The 17,206-nt window shown below is 43.0% G+C and carries 19 protein-coding genes; 18 read left to right on the top strand and 1 reads right to left on the bottom strand.

Features of this window, described 5'->3' with window-relative positions:
- The first annotated feature begins 11 nt into the window (after nucleotides 1-11).
- The 7 genes from lgt (at nucleotide 12) to C5695_RS17220 (ending at nucleotide 4,871) form a co-directional block, all read left to right on the top strand.
- Nucleotides 12-836: a prolipoprotein diacylglyceryl transferase gene (lgt, locus tag C5695_RS17250; protein ID WP_117731902.1), complete on the top strand. Its 825-nt coding sequence runs from the start codon at nucleotides 12-14 to the stop codon at nucleotides 834-836.
- 18 nt (nucleotides 837-854) lie between these two features.
- Nucleotides 855-1,799: a nucleoside recognition domain-containing protein gene (locus C5695_RS17245; protein WP_117731900.1), complete on the top strand. Its 945-nt coding sequence runs from the start codon at nucleotides 855-857 to the stop codon at nucleotides 1,797-1,799.
- A complete protein-coding gene (gene ppaX / locus C5695_RS17240) occupies nucleotides 1,796-2,446 on the top strand; it encodes a pyrophosphatase PpaX (protein WP_117731899.1) in 651 nt (216 codons plus the stop codon). The genes C5695_RS17245 and ppaX overlap by 4 nt, the downstream gene beginning before the upstream one ends.
- A 1-nt stretch (nucleotide 2,447) precedes the next feature.
- Nucleotides 2,448-2,966: an acyltransferase gene (locus C5695_RS17235; protein WP_117731897.1), complete on the top strand. Its 519-nt coding sequence runs from the start codon at nucleotides 2,448-2,450 to the stop codon at nucleotides 2,964-2,966.
- Between the two features lie 69 nt (nucleotides 2,967-3,035).
- The gene (locus C5695_RS17230; protein ID WP_117731895.1) at nucleotides 3,036-3,464 is read left to right on the top strand and encodes an Rrf2 family transcriptional regulator; all 429 of its coding nucleotides are present in this window, start codon (nucleotides 3,036-3,038) and stop codon (nucleotides 3,462-3,464) included.
- A gap of 86 nt (nucleotides 3,465-3,550) precedes the next feature.
- Nucleotides 3,551-4,192: an NAD(P)-dependent oxidoreductase gene (locus tag C5695_RS17225; protein WP_117731893.1), complete on the top strand. Its 642-nt coding sequence runs from the start codon at nucleotides 3,551-3,553 to the stop codon at nucleotides 4,190-4,192.
- Nucleotides 4,193-4,238: 46 nt separating this feature from the next.
- Nucleotides 4,239-4,871 carry a DsbA family protein gene (locus C5695_RS17220; RefSeq protein ID WP_117731891.1) on the top strand — a complete coding sequence of 211 codons (633 nt, stop codon included), beginning with the start codon at nucleotides 4,239-4,241 and terminating at the stop codon, nucleotides 4,869-4,871.
- Nucleotides 4,872-4,912: 41 nt separating this feature from the next.
- Here the strand turns inward: C5695_RS17220 and C5695_RS17215 are convergent, their stop codons facing one another.
- Nucleotides 4,913-5,707: a C39 family peptidase gene (locus tag C5695_RS17215; RefSeq protein WP_117731889.1), complete on the bottom strand. Its 795-nt coding sequence runs from the start codon at nucleotides 5,705-5,707 to the stop codon at nucleotides 4,913-4,915.
- Between the two features lie 232 nt (nucleotides 5,708-5,939).
- On the opposite strand from C5695_RS17215, the gene C5695_RS17210 reads away from it, so the two are divergent.
- From C5695_RS17210 to trxB, 11 genes are all read left to right on the top strand, one after another.
- Nucleotides 5,940-7,115, top strand: a complete 1,176-nt coding sequence (locus tag C5695_RS17210) for an ATP phosphoribosyltransferase regulatory subunit (RefSeq protein WP_117731887.1) — start codon at nucleotides 5,940-5,942, stop codon at nucleotides 7,113-7,115.
- On the top strand, nucleotides 7,108-7,749 hold the full coding sequence (gene hisG, locus C5695_RS17205) for an ATP phosphoribosyltransferase (protein WP_117731885.1): 642 nt from the start codon (nucleotides 7,108-7,110) through the stop codon (nucleotides 7,747-7,749). Before C5695_RS17210 ends, hisG begins: the two co-directional genes overlap by 8 nt.
- Nucleotides 7,746-9,032: a histidinol dehydrogenase gene (gene hisD, locus C5695_RS17200; RefSeq protein ID WP_117731883.1), complete on the top strand. Its 1,287-nt coding sequence runs from the start codon at nucleotides 7,746-7,748 to the stop codon at nucleotides 9,030-9,032. The genes hisG and hisD overlap by 4 nt, the downstream gene beginning before the upstream one ends.
- Nucleotides 9,032-9,616, top strand: coding sequence for an imidazoleglycerol-phosphate dehydratase HisB (gene hisB, locus C5695_RS17195; protein ID WP_117731881.1), 585 nt, complete (start codon nucleotides 9,032-9,034; stop codon nucleotides 9,614-9,616). The genes hisD and hisB overlap by 1 nt, the downstream gene beginning before the upstream one ends.
- A complete protein-coding gene (hisH, locus tag C5695_RS17190; protein ID WP_117731879.1) occupies nucleotides 9,616-10,254 on the top strand; it encodes an imidazole glycerol phosphate synthase subunit HisH in 639 nt (212 codons plus the stop codon). The genes hisB and hisH overlap by 1 nt, the downstream gene beginning before the upstream one ends.
- Nucleotides 10,251-10,988, top strand: coding sequence for a 1-(5-phosphoribosyl)-5-[(5-phosphoribosylamino)methylideneamino]imidazole-4-carboxamide isomerase (gene hisA, locus C5695_RS17185; RefSeq protein WP_117731877.1), 738 nt, complete (start codon nucleotides 10,251-10,253; stop codon nucleotides 10,986-10,988). Before hisH ends, hisA begins: the two co-directional genes overlap by 4 nt.
- Nucleotides 10,985-11,743, top strand: coding sequence for an imidazole glycerol phosphate synthase subunit HisF (gene hisF, locus C5695_RS17180; protein ID WP_117731874.1), 759 nt, complete (start codon nucleotides 10,985-10,987; stop codon nucleotides 11,741-11,743). Before hisA ends, hisF begins: the two co-directional genes overlap by 4 nt.
- Nucleotides 11,740-12,369, top strand: a complete 630-nt coding sequence (gene hisIE / locus C5695_RS17175; protein WP_117731872.1) for a bifunctional phosphoribosyl-AMP cyclohydrolase/phosphoribosyl-ATP diphosphatase HisIE — start codon at nucleotides 11,740-11,742, stop codon at nucleotides 12,367-12,369. The genes hisF and hisIE overlap by 4 nt, the downstream gene beginning before the upstream one ends.
- Before the next feature lie 130 nt (nucleotides 12,370-12,499).
- Entirely contained in the window at nucleotides 12,500-13,960 is a 1,461-nt protein-coding gene (locus tag C5695_RS17170; RefSeq protein ID WP_117731870.1) for a tetratricopeptide repeat protein, read from the top strand.
- A gap of 362 nt (nucleotides 13,961-14,322) precedes the next feature.
- Complete coding sequence (locus C5695_RS17165; RefSeq protein ID WP_117731868.1) at nucleotides 14,323-15,699, top strand: coiled-coil domain-containing protein; 1,377 nt, start codon at nucleotides 14,323-14,325, stop codon at nucleotides 15,697-15,699.
- Nucleotides 15,700-15,933: 234 nt separating this feature from the next.
- Nucleotides 15,934-16,884 (top strand): thioredoxin-disulfide reductase, encoded by a 951-nt coding sequence (gene trxB / locus C5695_RS17160; RefSeq protein ID WP_117733179.1) that lies wholly within the window; start codon nucleotides 15,934-15,936, stop codon nucleotides 16,882-16,884.
- The last annotated feature ends 322 nt before the right edge of the window (nucleotides 16,885-17,206 follow it).

The raw sequence follows: 17,206 nt of genomic DNA, 5'->3' as shown, positions 1-17,206 counted from the left end.
GAGTTGTCTATATGAACGATGCGATTCAGCCGATTGATCCGATTGCTTTTCAGCTCGGACCTCTTTCGGTTCATTGGTATGGTGTGATCATTGGGGTCGGTGCCTTGATTGGACTCTGGCTCGCACTGAGAGAATGTGAAAAAAGGGGAATCAATAAAGATACGTTTATTGACTTAATCTTATTTGCCATTCCAATAGCTATTATTTGTGCACGAATTTATTATGTATCCTTCGAATGGGATTACTATCAGCAGCATCCGAATGAAATCATGAAGATTTGGAATGGCGGAATTGCAATTCACGGCGGGTTGATAGGTGCTGTGCTGACAGCGATTGTCTTTACAAAGGTGAAAAAGGTCTCCTTCTGGAAAATTGCCGATGTAGCAGCACCTAGCATTTTACTAGCGCAGGCTATTGGGCGCTGGGGGAACTTTATTAACCAAGAAGCGCATGGTGAGGCTGTTTCAAGAGCCTTTTTAGAGAATTTGCATTTGCCGGAGTTTATTATTAATCAAATGTATATTGATGGGTCCTATTATCACCCAACGTTCTTATACGAATCTTTATGGAATCTTGCCGGTGTTGTGATCTTGCTTTTATTACGCAGAACATCGCTACGCCGAGGCGAAATTTTCTTGTCTTATTTAATCTGGTATTCCATTGGTCGTTTCTTCATAGAAGGAATGAGAACGGACAGTTTGATGCTGACAGAACATCTTCGAATCGCTCAAATGATTTCGATTGCCATTTTTGTAGTGGCTATTTTGCTGATGATTTTTAGAAGAATAAAAGGGTACGCATCGATTCCGTATAAAGAGAATAACTCATCGAATTAAAGCAGGGGGTCAGAACAGATGGGGGAGACATGGAAAAACGGCTTAAAAGCAGGGCTATCAACCACTTGGACACTTGGAAAAGTCATTTTTCCGGTTACCATTCTCGTCAGTATCTTGCAGCATACGCCTGTTATGGATTGGATCATTCAATTCATACGTCCATTTATGGGGGTGTTTGGTCTTTCAGGAGAAGCAGCTATTCCGCTTGTATTAGGAAATGTGCTGAACTTGTATGCTGGCATAGCCGCCATCCTGACACTAGATCTTCCTGTGAGAGAAGTGTTCATTTTGGCGGTCATGCTGTCCTTTTGTCATAATCTGATTATTGAATCGACAGTGGCAGCAAAGGTTGGACTCAGAGTGTCTGTGATTTTGTTGGTCAGAATCAGTCTTGCTGTTATTTCGGCTATTGTCATTCATCTCGTTTGGCAGGGAGGCCAGGAGCCTGCACAATATGGACTTTTGACAGCGGCACAGACGGCTGATGTGCCTTCAAGCTGGTACATGATCGTCCTGCTTGCTTTTCAAAAAGCCGTACTTGGTGTGCTCCAGCTCGCTTGTATCGTTATCCCCCTCATGATCATCATTCAATTCATGAGAGATTTAGGGTGGCTCCATATGCTGTCTAAGTGGCTGTCTCCATTTACGAGAATGCTTGGAATGAAAGAAAATACGTCAATGACGATGGTAGCGGGATTAACCATTGGTCTGGCATACGGAGCCGGCGTGATGATCAAGGCGGTGGAAGAGGACGGTGTGAGTAAAAAGGATTTAACCCTTGCCTTCATTTTCCTTGTTGCCTGCCATGCAGTGGTCGAAGATACGCTGATTTTTATTCCACTTGGGATTCCAGTGTGGCCGCTTCTTGTCATCCGCCTAGTATCTGCTATTTTATTAACAGCTGCCATTAGCTATATTTGGCGGAAGCGGGAACTTGCAGCTGTTAGAAAGGAAGCCATATGAACGAATCAACTATTAACACCGTGCTATTTGATTTAGATGGCACATTAATCAATACGAATGAATTAATTATTGCTTCATTTCAGCATACGCTTGATCATTATTACCCCGAGCAGTACAGCCGTGAGGATATCCTTCCTTTCATCGGTCCATCTCTGTTTGATACATTTTCTGCAATGGATCCTGATCTGACGGATGACATGATTCAGATGTACCGAACGTTTAATCATGAACAGCATGATCTGCTTGTGACTGAATATGAGACTGTTTTAGATACTTTGAAAGTATTGCAGGATCGAGGATTTAAACTTGGAATTGTCACAACAAAAATACGTGACACAGTATTAATGGGATTGAAGCTGACCGGTTTAGAGCCGTTCTTTGAGGTGATTGTGACGCTCGATGATGTCCAAAATGAGAAGCCGCATCCGGAGCCTGTTCAGCTGGCATTATCCAAGCTTGGCAGTGATCCGCACGAAGCGGTGATGGTCGGCGATAATTATCACGATATTTTGTCTGGCCAAGCGGCAGGGACAAAAACGGCAGGTGTTGCTTGGTCGATTAAGGGAGAAGAGGCTCTTTTAAAGCATCGTCCTGATTTCATGCTGAAGAAAATGAGTGATCTCCTGGCGATTGTTGGAGCTGATTGAGTTGAGAAAAACAGATCGTTATCCTGTAACAGGGGTCAATTCATTACGACAAGTCTATCGGACGGTCCCCTTTTTCAAAGTGGTGAAAAACTTCATTTTTATTCAATTGGCACGTTACACACCTTTTATGGGAATGAAAAATTGGATATACAGAACCTTTCTTCGTATGAAGGTCGGTGGGGATACGGCGTTTGCTTTAATGGTTATGGTGGATCTCATGTTTCCTGAGAAAATCACGGTCGGTCGAAATAGCGTGATTGGCTATAACACGACCATTTTGTGCCATGAGTACTTGATTAAAGAGTACAGACTTGGGGAAGTCTATATTGGTGATGAAGTCCTAATTGGAGCCAATTCAACCATTTTACCTGGTGTGACCATTGGAGATGGGGCAATTGTATCTGCTGGTACACTTGTGCATAAGGATGTTCCAGCAGGCTCATTTGTTGGTGGAAATCCAATGCGCATGATTTATACGAAAGAAGAAATGAAAGCACGTCAATCTATGTCTGCTGAGTAGCTCGGCAGACTTTTTTGTTGACATTATGTCTTGGTGTAACTATAATGATTACAACAGAGGTGAGATAACATGAAAATCAGCAGCAGATTTACTGTCGCTGTCCATATTCTGGCCTTGCTATCACTTGAAAAAGGATCATTACAAACATCGGAGGATATTGCAGGAAGTGTGAATACAAATCCAGTGGTCATTCGCCGTATTATGAGTAAATTAAAAAAAGCAGGCCTAATCTCAACAAGTCTTGGCAAAGGTGGTTCTCAGCTGAACCGCAGTGAAGACGACATTACACTGCTTCATGTGTATAAAGCGGTTGAAGTCGTGGATGAAGGAGAATTGTTTCAAATTCATGAAAGCCCAAACCCTGACTGTCCGATCGGTGCGAATATTCAGGCTGTGCTTGAGTTAATCTTGTGTCGCGCTCAAAGTGCGATGGAGCAAGTGCTTGCTGAGATCAAATTAAGTGAACTAACGCAGGTGTTAATCAAAAAAATTGGATGATCCATTCAATTTTTTTTACCTCTGTTGTAACTTAGTTGGTTACACCTTTATTTATCGAATAAAATCATTTTACAGGAGGAATTTATATGAAAATTGGTATTATTGGTGCTACAGGTAAAGCAGGACAGGAAATTGTCAAAGAGGCTCAATTAAGAGGACATGAGGTAACAGCCATCGTTCGAGATGCGAAAAAAGTGACAGATTCAACGGTAACTGTTATCGAAAAGGATGTGTTTCATTTACAAGCAGAAGACATTAAAGGCTTTGATATCATCGTCAATGCATTTGGTGCACCTGCTGGACAAGAACACCTTCACGTAGAGGCTGGGAAAAAGCTGATTGATATTTTGAAAGAAGTACCCGATACGCGTTTAATCGTTGTGGGCGGAGCGGGCAGTCTTTTTGTTGATGAAGCCAAAACAACAAGACTTGTTGATACACCAGAATTTCCAAAGGAGTATGTGCCTACTGCTTCACAGCAAGGTGAAAACCTCAAAGACCTTCAACAGACAGAAGGATTGAAATGGACATTCCTCAGCCCTGCTGCATTCTTTGATCCAGCAGGCAAACGCACAGGCTCTTATGTGAAAGGGAAAGACCAACTGATTGTTAATTCTAAAGGTGACAGCTATGTGAGCTATGCCGACTACGCCATTGCGCTTGTCGATGAAATAGAGCAGGCTGCCCATGTTGGAGAACGTTTTACCATTGTATCTGAAGCAGAATAAGTCAATTCGTTGCCGTTAAAAAACGAGGAGTGAGGAGTTTTAACGTATGAATGATCAAGAATTGTCTCTCATTTATGTATGGGATGCGTATTGTGGCTGGTGTTATGGATTTTCCAACAGTATCCGTACTTTGTATGAGAATCATCCTGAAATGTCACTGACGTTAGTATCTGGCGGCTTATTTGTAGGAGAAAGAAGTCTTCCAATAAAGGAATATCCACATATATCAGAAGCGAATCAGCGGATCAGTCAGCTAACTGGCGTTGAGTTTGGTGAACGTTATCAGAAGCTGCTAGCAAACGGGACATTTGTCTTAGACTCTGAGGCTGCAGCCATTGGGTTTTCAGCATTAAGATCGGTTGCTCCAGATCGTGCATTGTACTTGGCTGCATCGATGCAAAAGGCTTTTTATCAAGACGGAAAAAGCCTGAGCGATGATGAGACGTATCAGGAAATCGCTCTGGCACATCATCTTGATCCTAATATCGTCATTGAACGAATGAAAACAAAAGAAGTCATCAATGATGCGTATGTCGACTTTGCAAAGGTTCAGCAACTACAGGTGAATGGTTACCCTTCACTTTTATTAAAAAACGAGGATGCATACTTCAGCCTGGGCGGAGGTGCGATGACAGCTGAAAAGCTTGAAGACCGTCTGAAAGACATAATGAAAAAATAAACCATTAAAAAACAACCTCTATCCGTATTGAGGTTGTTTTTTTACGCTTGAATGATAATCGCTTGACGACCCATTTGTTCCCAAGAGTCCTCAAACTGATCGCGATCGACTTTTTGATTCTTTTCTCCGTATGGGTTATTCAAGTAGACATGCTCCTTGTCATAGCCTGTGATGACCACGCTATGCACATTAAAGGTTACATCTATTTTGCCATTTGGTGTATTCCATGTTTCGATGTTATCTGTTTTGTCAAAGGTGGATGTGGTAATGACCCAGACAGGATACCCTTTTTCAAGTGATTGATAGATGGCTTTTTTGACAGGCTTTCCAGTTAAGTCAACAACTTGATCGCCCGCATATTTTTTCGCAAGCTGATAAATAGGTTCATGGTATACACCAAGACCTGGTCCATTCTCCATATCGCCTACAAATCCGTCATGTGGGTCTCCTTTTAGGCCATTTTCATAATTGAGCGGAACACGTTTTATTTCATTCGCCAATGCGTTTTTCGTTACTTGCTCATAGCCGCTGTAATGAAGGAGCATCGCTAAGCTTGTGACTTCGCAACCATTATAAAGCTTTGGGGCATCCATTTGATTGTAGAGGATGACGTCCATGGCTTTTTTGCTTCCTTTTAAAGAAGAAAGTGTGGTGTCTGTTTTTTTCGTTGATCGTGTTTCTTCAGCGGCGAGCGCCGTATCGTTTTCTTTTTCTTTGGCTGCTTCGTTGGGTGCAGCTGTTTTCTTGACTTGGTCGATTTGTGTTACGTATATAAAGCCGAAATAAACGAGGCAAGCGCACAACAAAGTTAAGATGAATGTCTGGATGAACTTCACTGTAATCTCCTGTTTGATTCAATATTTTTAAGTATTATAGCACGTTCTTTCATCGAATATGTAGAAAAGAGGCAGGTGTCACTTGAATGTAATAATTCCACAAATTTTTCATGAAAATAGAGAGAAAATAAAAAGATTGATTTAATTACTTTATTTTGTTAGCATATTATCAAATTAGCGAACTAAAGGATTCGGAATATTTCGGTTTAATGTGTTGGAGGTGCGGAAGAACATGTTTATGTTTGAGAAACCATATGGTATGCGGGATTCATTACCAGGATTGTATGAGACGAAGAAAAAAGTGAGGCATTCATTAACAGAGGTCATGAATGGCTGGGGTTACCGTTTGATGGAGACGCCAACACTTGAATTTTACGATACAGTCGGTGTTCAATCGGCGATTACAGATACACAGCTCTTTAAGCTACTTGATCAGAACGGGCAAACCCTTGTACTGAGACCTGATATGACGGGGCCGATTGCGAGGGTGGCGGCTTCAAAGCTTCATGAACAGGCGTATCCGCTTCGCGTTGGGTATGCGGCCAATGTGTTCCGGGCGCAGGAAAGAGAAGGCGGAAGGCCATCAGAATTTGAGCAGGTTGGAATTGAGTTGATTGGTGACGGTTCGATTAGTGCAGATGCTGAAGTGATCGCTCTTGTCGTATTTGCATTAAAAAATGCCGGGCTAAAGTCCTTCAAAATTGCGATTGGGCATGTTGCTTTAGCAGAAACGTTATTTGTAGATGTATTGGGAAATACAGATCGTGCAAACGTTCTTCGCCGCTTCTTATATGAAAAAAATTATGTGGGATACCGTCAACATGTGAAGCAATTGCCACTTTCCTCCATCGACAAAACGAGACTGTTACAGCTTTTAGAGTTAAGAGGCGGTCAGGAAGTCACAGAGCGGGCAGAGGAAATCGTCGTTTCACAAGAGGGAAAAGAAGTGCTCGCGCAGTTAAAGTCGCTTTGGGAGACACTCGAAGATTACGGCTGTACAGAATATATCCGTTTGGATGTCAGCATGGTGAGTCATATGAGCTACTACACAGGCATTTTGTTTGAAGTATTTGCAGATCATGTTGGGTCTGTCATCGGAAGTGGCGGCAGATATGACCAATTACTGGCTCATTTTGATGCACCTGCACCAGCTACAGGATTCGGACTTCGTTTAGATCGTCTGCTTGAAGCGCTCGATGTAAAAGAAATCAATGAGCCGCAGGAGGCTGTGATTTTTAGTAAAGAACAACGGCTGGAGGCCTTTGCTTTTGCAGAAAAGGAAAGGTCAAAAGGGAAAAAAATCGTCCTGCAAGACTTAGCGGGAATTGAAAATATTGATGCAATGACCAAGGCATTTGAGCAGGTGACGTATTTTATCGGCGCGAGAAAGGGAGAGCAAAATGGGTAAAGTGTTGACGATGGCGATGCCAAAGGGCCGAATATTTGAAGAAGCGGCAGGGCTGTTAAGACAGGCGGGATATCAGTTGCCAGAGGAATTCGAGGATTCAAGAAAGCTAATCATTGATGTACCAGAAGAAAACCTCCGCTTTATTCTAGCGAAGCCAATGGATGTGACGACGTATGTTGAGCATGGTGTAGCGGATGTTGGCATTGCGGGGAAGGATGTCATGCTCGAAGAAGCTCGTGATGTGTACGAGGTGCTCGATTTAAACATCAGTAAATGCCATTTAGCTGTTGCCGGATTGCCGGGAGCCAGCTGGGGCGGTGTCGCACCGCGTGTGGCAACAAAATACCCAAATGTCGCATCATCTTATTTTAGAGAACAAGGGGAGCAGGTGGAGATCATTAAGCTGAATGGCTCCATTGAATTAGCACCGCTCATCGGACTCGCCGATCGCATTGTGGACATTGTCTCTACAGGCCAAACACTTAAGGAAAATGGGCTTGTTGAAACGGAGCATATTTGTGACATTACGTCACGGTTTATTGTGAACCCTGTGAGCTACCGTATGAAGGATATGGTGATCGATGAAATGGCGCAGCGCCTTGCAAGAATCATTGAAGGGGAGGAAACATCATGAACATCACCTGCATACGAGAAGGTGAGACAGAGACGCTCTCACTCAAGCGAACTTTAGATACAGGAACGGAAGCGCAGCGTCAGGCTGTTCAGGGCATTATACAAGAAGTGAGAAAAAATGGTGATGCAGCTGTGCAGTCTTTTACAAAGCAATTTGATGGGGTGCTGATTGAAGATCCGCTTGTGACAGAGGAGGAAATGACAAATGCTTCCGAACGCTTGGACCCGGCTATGATTCAGGTGATCCAAACGGCTATCCGTCATATTCGCACATACCATGAGCGTCAACTGACATCCTCTTGGTTTTATCACCAGCGGGATGGCTCGATGCTTGGACAAAAGGTGACACCGCTCGATGCCGTTGGTGTGTATGTACCCGGCGGAACAGCTGCTTATCCATCCTCCGTTCTAATGAATGTAATTCCGGCGCTTGTCGCTGGGGTTGAACGAATTGTCCTTGTGACACCCCCAGGGAAAGACGGCCGTCTCTCTGACGCTGTACTCGTTGCTGCGAAGGAGCTTGGTATTTCTGAGATGTATAAAATGGGCGGTGCGCAGGCGATTGGAGCGCTTGCCTATGGAACTGAAAGTATCCAATCTGTTGATAAAATCACAGGCCCAGGCAACATCTATGTCGCACTTGCAAAGCGAGAGGTATTTGGTCAGGTAGACATTGATATGATTGCCGGTCCGAGTGAAATTACCGTTTTAGCAGACGACACGGCCATAGCTCATGAGGTGGCGGCTGATTTACTTTCGCAGGCAGAGCATGATGCACGGGCATCTAGTATTTTGGTGACCCCGTCTAAGACACTTGCGGAAAACGTGCAGGCTGAGGTGCAAGCGCAGCTAGATACCTTGCCAAGAAAATCAATTGCAGCACAATCCATACAAGATTATGGCCGTATATACGTAACAGAATCTATGGATCGTGCAGTAGACGTCGTCAACCAGTTAGCGCCAGAGCATTTAGAAGTGCTGACAGCATATCCAGAATCAATTCTTGGTCAAATCAAGCATGCAGGGGCGATTTTTTTAGGACGTTATAGCCCTGAGCCGGTGGGCGATTATTTTGCAGGACCAAATCACGTGCTGCCAACCAACGGAACAGCTAGATTTTCCAGCCCGCTTGGTGTGACTGATTTTCAAAAGAAAACGAGCATTATTTCATATAGTCAAGAAGCCTTTGAGACACATAGGGAAAGCATTGCGGCTTTTGCAAGATTAGAAGGGCTCGAAGCGCATGCTAGGTCGATTGAAGCGAGAAAGCGGGAGGAATCTTAATGAGACAGGCGGAAACAGCGAGACAAACAAATGAAACGAATATTTCGTTAGCATTAGAGATTGATGGAGAAGGAAAAGCGGATATTCAAACAGACGTCCCTTTTATGACACACATGCTTGATTTATTTACGAAGCATGGACACTTTAATTTGACCGTTGATGCCAAAGGGGATACGGATGTTGATGATCACCACACAACTGAAGATATCGGCATCGTGCTTGGGCAAATGTTTAAGGAAGCGTTAGGTGATAAAAAGGGGATTAAGCGGTATGGCTCAAGCTTTGTTCCGATGGATGAAACGCTTGCTCAGGTCGTGGTCGATTTAAGTAATCGTCCTCATTTAGAAATGAGAGCGGTCTTTCCAAGTCAAAAGGTCGGTACTTTTGATACAGAGCTCGTGCATGAGTTTCTTTGGAAATTTGCACTAGAAGCTCGTATTAATCTTCATGTGATTGTTCACTACGGAACCAATACGCACCATATGATTGAAGCTATTTTTAAAGCGGTGGCACGTGCTTTAGATGAAGCAACAACCATTGATCCACGTGTGAAAGGGATTCCTTCGACAAAGGGGATGCTCTAATGATCGGAGTCATTGATTACGGAATGGGAAATTTGTTCAGCGTATCAAAAGCACTGGAACGAGCAGGTGCCCGTTATATTGTCTCCGCTGATGTGGAGGAGCTCAAAAAGGCAGATGCTTATATTTTGCCTGGGGTCGGTTCGTTTCGTGATGCGATGCAGCTGTTAAAACAGACAGGACTTGAGGCGTTTATCCACCAGGTTGTACAGGAAGGCAAGCTGCTATTTGGCATTTGCCTTGGCATGCAGCTCTTATTTGAAGAAAGTGAAGAGGCAGGACGTACGAAAGGATTGGGGCTGCTAAAAGGGCGTGTCGTTCTTTTAAAGGATCGTGATCAGGACGGGCAAAGACTGAAGGTCCCTCATATGGGGTGGAATGAGCTCACATTTCATCAGCCCTCCCCATTGTTTGACGGTGTACCAGAAGGATTTGCATACTTTGTTCACTCTTATTATGTGAGCGATATGAATCAAGAGGAGCAATTAGCAAGTGCGGATTATGGCGTTCAAGTACCTGCAGTTGTCGGCAAGGGGAATGTGCTTGGTGCACAATTTCATCCTGAAAAAAGCAGTACAACGGGCATGGCGCTGCTCAAACAATTTATTCAATTAGCAAACGAACAGAGGGTGAACAAATGAGTGAATTTACATTGTATCCAGCGATCGATATGAGAAATGGCAAATGTGTAAGACTTGTACAAGGAGATTATGATCAAGAAACCATTTATGGAGATTCGCCTCTCGATATGGCGATGAGGTTTGCAAATGAAGGAGCAAAGTGGATTCATCTCGTTGACCTAGATGGTGCAAAAGCAGGGAAACGCGTCAATCATGAGCATGTGCTTGCGATTGCTTCTTCATTAGATGTGAATGTACAAATTGGCGGAGGCATTCGGTCAGAAGAAGACGTGGCCTTTTATTTAAACAATGGCGTAGCTAGGGTGATCCTTGGCAGCTCGGCTGTTTCTAATCCTGATTTTGTGAAAAAAATGCTCGCACAATATGGGGAGAAAATAGCGATTGGCATTGATGCGCGAAATGGTTTTGTATCGACTGAGGGGTGGCTTGAAACGTCAAAAGTGAAGGCAGAGGAACTCGGCAAGGAATTGGCAAAGGAAGGTGCAGAGGTCTTTATTTTCACGGATATTCAAATGGATGGCATGCTGTCTGGTCCCAATGTAGAAAGTACGGTTCGCTTAGCAGAAGCCACCGGCAAACAAGTCATTGCTTCAGGTGGTGTCAGTACGGTAGCTGATCTTCAAAAGCTGTCAGCACAAAAACAGACAGGGGTTTCTGGCGCGATCATTGGAAAGGCACTTTACACGAAGCAGTTCACGTTATCGGAAGCATTTGAAGGACTTGACCGCCTATGATGACAAAACGAATCATCCCATGTCTCGATGTGAAGGAAGGGCGCGTTGTCAAAGGGGTGCAATTCCTTGGTTTAAAGGATGCTGGTGACCCGGTAGAATTAGCGCAGATGTATGATGAGGAAGGGGCGGATGAACTCGTCTTCCTTGATATTTCTGCCTCACATGAAGGCCGGAAAACGATGGTGGATGTGGTCAAGCAAGTCGCGTCCACTCTTGCCATCCCTTTTACAGTAGGGGGCGGTATTCACCACCTTGATGATATGAAGCGCATATTAAGAGCAGGTGCAGACAAAGTGTCTGTGAATACAGCGGCTGTTTTAAGACCGGAACTCATAACAGAAGGCGCCGATTTTTTCGGTTCCCAGTGCATGGTCGTTGCAATAGATGCAAAGTACGATGAAGAGAAAAAAGCATACATGGTTTACACACACGGAGGACGCCGTCAAACAGATATAGAGGTCAGCGATTGGGCGAAAGAAGCGGTGAGGAGAGGAGCAGGCGAGATTTTGCTGACAAGCATGGATGCCGATGGTGAAAAAACAGGCTTTGACCATCGATTGACAAAGCTTGTATCAGAAGCAGTCACTGTACCAGTTATCGCCTCTGGAGGCGCTGGCAACGCCCAGCATATGCTGGAAGCATTTACAAAAGGAGAAGCGGATGCCGCATTAGCAGCCTCCATTTTTCATTATAAAGAGACGTCCATTCAAGAGGTAAAGACATATTTGAGAGAACACGGGGTGAAGGTCAGATGAAACAGGCGGATGAATTAACTTTTAATGAAGCAGGTCTCATACCTGCGATCGTACAGGACGCTCAAAGTAAGGAAGTATTGACACTAGCGTATATGAATCAAGAATCCTATCAAAAAACGCTGGAGACAGGTGAAACATGGTTTTATAGCCGGTCGAGAAATGAGCTTTGGCACAAAGGCGCCACGTCTGGACATATCCAGCGGGTCACTTCCATTCGATATGATTGTGACAAGGATGCTCTCCTTGTCCTTGTCGCGCCAAGCGGCCCAGCCTGCCATACTGGCACCTATAGCTGCTTTTCGGAAGAAGACGTGAAGGGTCAAAATGAAGGGCAGGATCGTTTTGCGATTTTAAATGAACTGGAACAGGTCATTGCAAAGCGTCAGGCAGAAATGCCAGAAGGCGCTTATACAACCTATCTATTTGAAAAAGGGGTTGATAAAATCCTTAAAAAAGTAGGGGAAGAAGCGTCAGAGGTTATTATTGCAGCGAAAAACCGAGATCAAGAAGAATTGAAATGGGAAACAGCTGACCTCTTGTATCATCTTCTTGTGTTATTACGTGAGCAGCAATTGCCGTTTGATGATGTATTGAAGGTATTAAAAAAACGTCATCAAGGTGAATGAAAAGCCGGGGACACCTCTGGCTTTTTGTTTTTAAGTGAAAAACAAATCCTTCCTTTTCATTTGTTCTATGTGACGACTCGTGAAGTATGTTATACTACACACGGTACACTGTTCGAAATGGAGGGTATCGGTGAGTAAATACACTTCTCAAAATAATCACACACAAGTCGTCCAGCTATTCCAAGATGGGCATTACTTTTTTCATAAAGGTCTAAAAGCATATAGAGAAAGAAATTTATCTAGAGCAAGTAAGCTGATACAGCGGGCCATCGTACTAGAGCCTGAAAATGTAGAAATGCTGTCACAGCTTGCCATTATTTATACTGAAATGGGTCATTACCAACAATCAAATGAACTGCTTGATTTTATCCTTGAACACATCGATGAAAACATGTCTGAGTGTCACTATTTTAAAGCCAATAACTATGCCAATCTCGGACTGTTTCAAGAGGCATATAAATCAGCTACTGCTTATGCCTCGTTAGAAGAGGATGGGGAATTTTCAGATGAAAATGATGATCTTCTCGACCTGCTCGATATGAGCGAAGAAGGAGACGAAGATTTTCCTTATGATCAGGATGATCTGATTGTGAAGCAGGATCAAGCGAATCATTTGCTGGAAAGCGGCAGGCTTGATGAAGCCATTGAGATGTTAGAACAGATGATTGTGGAGTATCCAGAATTTTGGTCAGCGTATAACAATCTCGCTTTGGCCTATTTTTATTCTGGGCAAATCCATCAGGCAAAAGAGATGTTGAACCGGGTTCTTCATGAAAATCCGGGTAATCTGCATGCCCTTTGCAACCAGCTTGTCTTCTATCATTATGAAAAAGAAGAAGAGAAGGTCAATGTGTTAGCGAAGCAATTAACGCACGTGTATCCAATATTAAGTGAACAGCGTTATAAGCTTGGCGCAACATTTGCCCTCGTTGGAGAATTTGAATGGGCCTTTAAATGGCTTTATTCCTTGTACAAAACAGGTTTTCAGGGAGATAGTACATTTTTATACTGGCTCGCAAGCGCAGCTTATCATACAGGGCATAAAACGCTTGCACAGACGGTTTGGGATAAGATGGTCGAAGAAGATATCGATGCAGATGAAATAAAGCCGTGGCAGGATAAACCTGAGGAGACGGAGCCAATGGTCTCCATTGAAGAGCGGCTGACTGCGTACTATGTCAGCAAACAAAAAGGAGAACGTGACGTTCTTCAATCTGTTCTTGATGCACGCGCAGCGAAAACAGCCTTTGAGCAGCAATTCATTGAACTACTCTTATATGAAGACGAAATGGAAGAACACTCGTTTTCAGAAGATGCGGTTTTCGCAAAACAGGCGGCATCCAGTTTGGAAGAAGCTGTTCAGCCTGACAGTCATATGCCTTATTTTTGGTTATTCCATATCATTCAGCAGGCACGTGCTTCTGGCGTAGAGAAGAAAAATGCACCTGCATGGGCAGCAGCCTCTTATTATTTATGGGTGAATGAACAAGAAGAAACAGCTGTCAGTAAAAAAGAGATCGCAGCCTCTTTTCAGATCAGCGCTCAAACACTGTCTAAATATGAACAAATCATTTGTACGTTAATTGATTAAATAGGTAAATAGATTCAGAGCATTGCAGCATGGCCTTACAGGTCATGCTTTTTTCTTGGATAAAAAGGTGAGATTTGCAAGGATTTGGCGAAGTATGACAATCACGACATGTTTTTGAAACATAAATGTAATAAAAATATTAGCTCATTTTGTCGATGTCTCATGTATAATGAAACTCGTGGATTAAAACAAAGACATATATTTAGATATTTTACTATACATAATGAAACACCTAGTGATAGAAACAATCTGGTCAACATCTGACTGATTAATCAGGAAGAAAGACATAGATAGCACAGATTGATCGCAGAGAATTTGCTGCTTTGTATGTCGCTTGGAAATTGTCAAAGGAGGAACTATACGTGAAAAAGTTTATTACTTTCGGTTTAGCTTCGGTCATCGGAGCGAGCGGTTTATTTATCCCATTTACGCATGAAGCAAACGCACAGAACTTTGAACAAAAGAAACAAGAGCTGGACAGCAAACAATCTGAGGTCAACAAAAACCTTGAAAAGAAAAAAGACGAGCTTTCAAAGCTTGAAGCAAAGCAAGAGGCACTTGCACTAAAGCTAAAAGAAATTGACGAAAAAGCTTTAAAAACAAGTGATCAAATCGAAGAAAAACAAAAAGAAAATGAAAAAACAAAAAAAGAAATCAAAGCACTGAAAAAAGAAATTGCTGATACTGAAAAACGTATTGAAGATCGAAACAAATTCTTGAAAAAGCGTGTACGTGCGCTTCAAGAAAGCGGCGGTTCTACAAAATACATAGATGTATTACTAGGAGCGAAAAGCTTTAGCGATTTCATCAGCCGTGCAGGTGCAGTATCTACACTCATCAATGCAGACAGCGAAATCATTAAAGAGCAAGAAAAAGACAAAGCAGAGCTTCAAAAGTCTGAAAACGAATTAAACACAAAGCTTGAAGATGTTCAAAAGACACTGACAAAGCTTGAAACGCTTCAAACAGACTTGAATCAACAGCTTGATGAAAAAGACAAGCTATTCAAGCAAGTGAAAAAGCAAAAGGGAAGTGCATCTTCTGAAATCAGCGAGTTAAACAGTGAAGCTAACAGCATTGCATCTGAAAAAGACGCAACAATTGCTGCACAAAAACAAGCTGAAAAAGACGCAAGAGAAGCAGCTCAAAAAGCACAAGAAGAAAAGGCGCAAAGACAACAGCAGCGTCAAGCAAGTGTTCAAGCGGAAGACAACAGCTCAAATAACGATAGCAGCCCGTCTTCTTCAACTAACAGTGGATCATCTAATAACAACAACAGCAGTACACCAAGCAAGAAGCCATCTTCTGGCGGTGGATCACCTGTCAGCAGTAACGTAGGCGGAATCGAAGGTGCAATCAGCACAGGTTCTTCCATTGTTGGACAATCTCCATATAAATGGGGTGGCGGCAGATCACAAGCTGATATTGACGCACGTCGTTTTGACTGTTCTTCATTCGTTCGCTGGGCATTTGCATCAGCAGGCATCAACCTTGGACCAGTTGGCGGTACATCAACAAGCACGCTTGTAGGTAAAGGAAGAGCTGTAAGTGCATCTGATATGAAACGCGGAGACCTTGTGTTCTTCGATACGTATAAAGTAAATGGACACGTTGGTATTTACTTAGGAAATGGTACATTCTTGAACGATAACAGCTCTCGCGGTGTTTCAGTTGACTCTATGAGCAATGTTTACTGGAAAAGAACATTCAAGGGCGTTGTAAGAAGAGTCGTTGAATAAATCATTACTTACTATATAACCGTAAACAGGCTTCCTTAAACAGCAGTTTAAGGGAGCTTTTTCTTTTTTTGAAGATATGAGCAAATGATTCGCTTATTATCCGCAGATTTAATAGGATATGGGTAAGGAATAAAAGCTAAGATTGGAAATGATGCTCTCTGTCATGAATGGAGGCATCACCCAAGGGCATTCTAATAAGAAATGCTAGCAGCAATTGAAGAGGGAGTGACAGTTGTGTCAGAAGAAAAAATCTACGATACGATCATCATTGGAGCGGGACCTGCCGGAATGACAGCCGCTGTTTATACATCACGAGGAAATCTTTCAACATTGATGATTGAAAGAGGAATTCCAGGCGGACAAATGGCAAATACTGAAGATGTCGAGAACTATCCTGGCTTTGAAAGCATTTTAGGGCCAGAGCTTTCAAATAAAATGTTTGAGCATGCGAAGAAATTCGGTGCTGAGTATGCATATGGCGATATTAAAGAAATCGTAGACGGCGAAGAATACAAGATCGTCAAAGCAGGTTCAAAAGAATACAAAGGACGCTCTGTCATTATTGCAGCAGGAGCTGAATATAAAAAAATTGGTGCACCAGGCGAAAAAGAACTTGGTGGCCGAGGTGTTTCTTACTGTGCAGTGTGTGACGGTGCTTTCTTTAAGAACAAAGAGCTCGTGGTCATTGGCGGCGGAGACTCTGCGGTAGAAGAGGGTGTGTACCTCACTCGCTTTGCTTCAAAAGTAACAATCGTTCACAGACGTGATAAACTTCGTGCACAAAGCATTTTACAAGCACGTGCTTTTGATAATGAAAAAATCGACTTTATGTGGAACAAAACCGTTAAACAAATTAATGAAGAAAACGGAAAAGTCGGCAGTGTGACATTGATTGATACGGTGACTGGTGAAGAAGAAGACTTTAAAACAGACGGCGCCTTCATCTATATCGGAATGCTCCCACTATCTAAACCATTCGAAAATCTCGGCATTACAAATGAAGAAGGATACATCGAGACAAACGAAAGAATGGAAACGAGAGTGGAAGGCATTTTCGCTGCTGGCGACATTCGGGAAAAAACACTACGTCAAATTGTGACAGCAACAGGCGACGGAAGTATTGCAGCACAGAGTGCACAGCATTATGTAGAAGAGCTTGAAGAAAAGCTAAAAGCAATGAAATAAACAGCTGTCGTAAATCCTTAATATTGCGTCACGGGCTTTTAACTGGAATGTAACACGGGTGAAACAATTTTTCGTTATGATAAAACTAGTAATTGACCCCCTTTTATAAGGAATACATGTTTGGCACGGATGAGAATCCGTGTCCTTTTTTTTGCTTAAAATCGGAAATTCACGAGATGTTCACAAATGACGCATGGGGAACCGTTGGATGCTGTAAAATAAAGAGTAGAGAAATTGCCTGTCACAGCTTTCAGACGAAAACCTGTCTGTTTTCGGTGAAGAAGGGGCATGTTCATTGTGGGAGTCAGGATGAACCTGTATA

The organism is Bacillus pumilus (assembly GCF_003431975.1).
Lineage (GTDB): Bacteria > Bacillota > Bacilli > Bacillales > Bacillaceae > Bacillus > Bacillus pumilus_N.
This window is presented reverse-complemented; position numbering and strand designations above follow the sequence as displayed.